This window comes from Acinetobacter sp. UBA6720 (assembly GCF_002454215.1).
Lineage (GTDB): Bacteria > Pseudomonadota > Gammaproteobacteria > Pseudomonadales > Moraxellaceae > Acinetobacter.
Genome location: NZ_DKIK01000135.1, coordinates 208 through 5,873 on the forward strand (window position 1 = coordinate 208; position 5,666 = coordinate 5,873).

6 protein-coding genes are annotated in these 5,666 nt (G+C 40.5%); 3 read left to right on the forward strand and 3 right to left on the reverse strand.

Annotation, left to right across the window (positions count from 1 at the left end; translation table 11 throughout):
- The 3 genes from B4F08_RS11560 to rplU all read right to left on the reverse strand — a co-directional run.
- A partial coding sequence (locus B4F08_RS11560; protein ID WP_291374432.1) for a hypothetical protein occupies positions 1-581 on the reverse strand: 581 nt, incomplete at its 3' end.
- Positions 582-762: 181 nt separating this feature from the next.
- A complete protein-coding gene (gene rpmA, locus B4F08_RS11565) occupies positions 763-1,017 on the reverse strand; it encodes a 50S ribosomal protein L27 (RefSeq protein ID WP_086208124.1) in 255 nt (84 codons plus the stop codon).
- Positions 1,018-1,036: 19 nt separating this feature from the next.
- Positions 1,037-1,348: a 50S ribosomal protein L21 gene (gene rplU, locus B4F08_RS11570; RefSeq protein ID WP_004695441.1), complete on the reverse strand. Its 312-nt coding sequence runs from the start codon at positions 1,346-1,348 to the stop codon at positions 1,037-1,039.
- A 465-nt stretch (positions 1,349-1,813) separates the two neighbouring features.
- Here rplU and sdsA point away from each other — a divergent pair, with 465 nt between their 5' ends.
- The 3 genes from sdsA to B4F08_RS11585 all read left to right on the forward strand — a co-directional run bounded on the left by sdsA (position 1,814) and on the right by B4F08_RS11585 (position 5,637).
- Positions 1,814-2,791 carry an All-trans-nonaprenyl-diphosphate synthase gene (gene sdsA, locus B4F08_RS11575; RefSeq protein WP_086208125.1) on the forward strand — a complete coding sequence of 326 codons (978 nt, stop codon included), beginning with the start codon at positions 1,814-1,816 and terminating at the stop codon, positions 2,789-2,791.
- Positions 2,792-2,824: 33 nt separating this feature from the next.
- Entirely contained in the window at positions 2,825-4,879 is a 2,055-nt protein-coding gene (locus B4F08_RS11580; RefSeq protein WP_086208126.1) for a site-specific recombinase, read from the forward strand.
- A gap of 146 nt (positions 4,880-5,025) precedes the next feature.
- Entirely contained in the window at positions 5,026-5,637 is a 612-nt protein-coding gene (locus B4F08_RS11585) for a phosphatase PAP2 family protein (protein ID WP_086208127.1), read from the forward strand.
- The last annotated feature ends 29 nt before the right edge of the window (positions 5,638-5,666 follow it).

Here is a 5,666-nt window from a genome sequence, read left to right on the forward strand (position 1 = left end):
CCTTTCACACCTTGGATACCTTGTGCACCTGTCGCTCCTGTATCACCCTGTAGACTTTCAAGCCATTGTGTTTCACTACCTTCAAATCCATTATTGACAGCAACTTGATAAGCGCTTGCACCATTTTGTCCATCTAGACCGTCAGCCCCATTGATACCATCTTTACCATTAAGACCATCTATACCATCCGCTCCTTGCAAGCTTAATAACCATTCTTGCTCAGTTCCTACAAATCCATTATTTAAAGCAATTTGATAGGCACTATCTCCATCTTGACCATCTGCACCCGCAGGCCCAGCAGGTCCAACCTGACCACCACAATAGTCATTCTTAAAATAGCAATTATTTTCACTCCCACCAGCCCACACACCATGTGCTGTAATGAGCATCGCACCCAACAAAACTGCTTTTAAAGTGAATTTTTCTCGATGAAAATCATGATGAAATAAAAAACAACGTCGCTGAATAATGTCTTTTACTGCGGCACTGATATGGCTTTGCTCTTGTTTGAACTTATGCCCAAGGGTTTCTGCCATATGGCTGCCTGAATCAGGCCAGACATTTTTATCTATTCTGTCCATATCTATCTGCCTTTTCTTCTAGTTTTACAGTTCTATTACACGCTTATTTTATGTGATACACATCACTATTTACTGTGATTTTGAGACTTAAATTATAGGCAAGCAGAAGTAAAAAACAGATCCTTGTTATTAAAAGACAAAAAAAAGCCCACTAAATTGTGGGCTTTTTTACTATTAAAACTTACGCTTCAACAGTTACGTAGCGACGGCCAAATTGACCTTTCACTTCGAATTTAACTACGCCATCAGCAGTAGCAAACAAAGTATGGTCACGGCCCATACCTACGTTTGTACCAGCGTGGAATTCTGTACCACGTTGACGAACGATGATGTTACCAGCAGTTACAGTTTGACCACCGTAAACTTTAACACCAAGCATTTTAGGGTTCGAATCACGACCGTTCTTAGTCGAACCACCGGCTTTTTTAGTTGCCATGTCTCATTACTCCTCGTGATTAGCCTGAAATAGCTGTAATTTTCAACTCAGTGAACCATTGACGGTGACCTTGTTGTTTACGGTAGTGTTTACGACGACGCATTTTTACAATACGGATTTTGTCGTGACGACCATGGCTAACTACTTCAGCAGTTACAGTCGCACCAGCAACAACTGGAGCACCGATTTGAATGCTGTCGCCATTTACTAGCATTAGTACGTCATCAAACGTAATAGTTGCGCCAGTTTCAGCTTTCAACAATTCAACTTTAAGGGTTTCACCCTCTACAACACGGTGCTGTTTACCACCGCTTTGGATTACTGCGTACATAATGTACTCCAAACATGCCCGTGTCGTCGTGCCGATAAAGGAATATACCGATCTTAATACGAACGCCACTGGGGTTAATCAAGGGCAAGGATTTTAAGTGATATTTGATCAAACAACAAGAGATTTGCCAAACTTATTCGACTAAATTAACGATTATTTAATAATCGGGAAAAACTCAATCAACAAATTACAGTTCAACTCTGGCTAGAGTTTGCTTACAATGAAATAGATTTTTAAAATCAATTCGCTATAGTATGAAGGAATTGATTCGAAGGTATAAATAGACGTACAAATACGGTACGCTTATACATCGGGGAAATAAGGAACTGTCTTTCTAAAATATAGCCTCGCACAATGCTAGCCTTATTTATGATTGAAATGAATGATTTAGACATGTGTCCTTATTTTAAACCATAATTGTATTGCTGATTTTTATCACTTTATATAGATGAGGCTTCTCTTCAAATGACCGTCGATTTTAAGCAAGATATTCTCGCCCCAGTAGCTCAAGACTTTGCCATGATGGACACATTTATTAATGAAGGAATTACCTCTAAAGTGGCTCTAGTCATGGCAGTGAGTAAACATGTGGTTGAAGCAGGTGGTAAACGCATGCGTCCAATTATGTGTTTATTAGCAGCAAAAGCCTGTGGTGCAGAAGATTTAGAACGTCAACGTAAACTTGCTGCAATCATTGAAATGCTTCATACCGCAACTCTAGTTCATGACGATGTAGTGGACGAGTCTGGTTTACGTCGTGGTCGACCAACAGCGAACGCGACTTGGAACAATCAGACTGCAGTTCTGGTCGGTGACTTCCTCATTTCACGTGCCTTTGATCTGTTGGTCGATTTGGGCGACATGACTTTACTCAAAGATTTTTCTACAGGAACCTGTGAAATTGCGGAAGGTGAAGTACTACAGCTTCAAGCCCAACATCAGCCTGAAACCACAGAACAAACTTATTTAGATATTATTCACGGTAAAACGTCACGTTTATTTGAACTGGCAACTGAAGGTGCTGCTATTCTTTCAGGTACGCCACAGTATCGAGAAGCACTGCGTTTATTCGCAGGTCACTTCGGCAATGCCTTCCAAATTATTGATGATATTTTAGATTACACCTCAGACGCTGAAACATTAGGTAAAAATATTGGTGATGATTTGATGGAAGGTAAACCAACTTTACCTTTAATCTCAGCATTGAAAAACACAACGGGCGCAGAGCATGATGTCGTTCGTAGAAGTATTGCCACAGGTGGAACGGCAGATCTTGAACAAGTCATTGCAATTGTGAACAACTCTGGTGCACTGGACTATTGTCGTCAGCGTGCGCACGAAGAAACCGAAGCTGCTTTAGACGCTTTACAGGCTTTACCTGAAAGCCAATATCGTCAAGCTTTGGTTAATCTAACCCAACTGGCTTTGCATCGAATTCAATAACAAATCATGCCTTAGAACGTTTTTAACTTGCTTATGCATATACAATTTAATGATCTTTTCTCTCAAATGCAGCAGCAACTTGAGCATCCTCAAGTTGCTTTAAATGACCAACTTTTAATTGAGTTGGTGGAACGTATTCGCCCTACTGACTCATATCAAACTGATGAAATTCATCAAAAAATACAAGCATTAATTCATGCTTTGTTGATTACGCCTGATGCAGGCTCAACATTGCAAAGCTTCATCTTAGGCCTGATTTCCCAATACAAACAAACCAGTCTGTATGCCGATACTGGCATTTTGTCTTTAGATGGTTTTTGGAATCAATTGTCGCAGCGTTTAGGCGCACATTTTTTACCGCTGATTAACGACGAGACGCAGTTGCAAGATTTAGTCCGTCGTGTTTTCCCCAACCGAAGTGATAAATATTGGCTTGATAACATCAAAGACAGTGACTGGCTACAACTGCTGAACCTGCTCAATCATGGCCATGCCAATCAAAAAGAAAAAGTCAAAATTCGCAGTGAAGTGATTAAAGCCATCACGGTGCTGTCTTATCGGATTAGTGGTATTGGTTTATATCCTGAATTTATTAATGCACATCCTGAACTGACTGAATATGAATCGCCTTTCTTAGTTCAGAATCGCGAAATGATCGAATTCATTCAACAGTATAAAAAAGCTCATCACGACGCCGATGTTTCCAGTGTGGTTGCACCACCCGATGCATCTCAGGCATTGGTTATGATTGAGCAGTGTCGTGATGTAGTTCTAAAAATTCGTCGCTCAACCAAACGCATTGGGGTAAGTGTGAGCCTAACTTATCTCATATCCTTATTAGAACAGTGCTTAGACCGTGTTGAACTGTTGCTCAATTTGATTGTAGAAGAAGGCGAAGCGCACTATAAAGCCATTAGCAACCTTCTGGTCGATATTACCGCTGCGATTTATAGCGAACGCAGCGTACGCTCTCTACTCACTACCAACAGTGAACTCATTGCGTTACAGGTAACTGAAAATGCCAGTAAAACAGGTGAACACTATGTAAGTACAGACAAACAAGGCTTTTTGGCCATGTACAAATCGGCAGCAGGTGCAGGGGTTATTATTGCCATCATGGCAACGCTCAAAACCTTGTCGGCACGTATGGTCATGGCACCACTCATGCAAGCCTTTATTTACAGTATGAATTACTCACTAGGTTTTATGCTGATTCATGTCTTGCACTTTACTGTAGCGACTAAACAACCCGCGATGACTGCTGCAGCCCTTGCAGCAACAGTACAACACCGCAAAGGTTCTAAAACCGCGCAAATTGCTGAATTAGCAGCATTGATTATCAATATTATCCGTACCCAGTTCATTGCTATTTTGGGTAATATCTCGATTGCCATACCCGTTGCAGCCTTTATTGCATGGGCTTGGGCAACGGGGCTACACGAACCGCTGATGACACATGCAAAAGCCAGCAAAGCACTACACGACCTGAATCCATTTACCTCTTTAGCCATTCCCCATGCTGCTATTGCTGGTGTGTGTTTATTTTTGTCAGGTCTGCTGGCGGGCTATTTCGATAATATGGCCGTCTACCGCAAAGTTGGTCCTCGCTTAAAAGCACACCCACGTCTCAAAACCATCATGCGACAAGAACGGCTCGATAAATTTGCAGGTTATATAGAACGTAACTTAGGTGCGTTGGCAGGTAACTTCTTATTCGGGATTATGCTAGGAAGTATGGGAACCATTGGCTACATTTTGGGGTTACCTTTAGATATTCGACACATTGCCTTTGCTTCAGCAAACTTTATTCAAGGCCTGATGAATATTAATGGCAGTCCTGAAATTGGCTTGATTATTGTATCTTTCCTTGGGGTATTGTGCATTGGTCTAACAAACTTATTTGTCAGTTTTACCTTGACTATTATTGTGGCTTTACGTGCACGTCGAGTTCGTTTTGAACAATGGAAACCTTTAGCAAAATTGGTACTCACCCATTTTCTGACTCGCCCAAGTGATTTCTTTTGGCCCCCAAAAGTACCACTTGAAGTTGAAGAAAGTTCAAACAGTACAAAACACCATACAAAATGATTTTGTACCCATTTTGAGCACTTGTTAGACTATGAACAAAATTTTATGCATTATTAATCAACACTTGAATTAAAGTGTACTGATGAGTACACTTTAACCCAGTAAATAACCGCGCTCAAATCGGTTCAAATGACACGAGTTTTAGCATGCCTTATTTGTTGCTTTTTATCGGTATTATTCTATTTATAATCAGCATATTAGTATTATTTTTTCAACCATTAACATCGCTAGATTTAACAATAGTTGAAAATTTCAGTACGTTGAGAACTGAGCCTATAAATAAGTTTGCAATACTTTTATCTGCACTCGGCGGCATGCCATTTGTATTATTTTTAACCTGTCTATGGTGTTTCCATCGTGCATGGTATAAAAAGTATAAAGATGTCATTTTTATAGGTTTAGGCGTAGTTGGAAGCATTGCTTCTGTTTGGCTACTTAAATTTTTAATTTCAAGACCACGCCCACCAGAAATGTTTCACCTAGTGACGAGCTATGGTGCTTCCTTTCCAAGTGCGCACAGTATGTATGCTGCCACTTTGGCGTGTCTTGCCATTTTCTTAAGTCGCCCATTTCCTGCACATCGTTTTATTGTCTGCATTGCTCTTTTATGGATGCTGATGATGGGAATTTCAAGAGTCTATCTTGGGGTACATTTCCCGTCCGATGTCCTTGCGGGATGGAGTATCAGTATTATATGGATTTCACTGCTCTACATTATGTATGGCAGATACAACCAATCAAATACAAATTATTTTTAGATAAAAATCTAATCGAGGTGGAACAATGA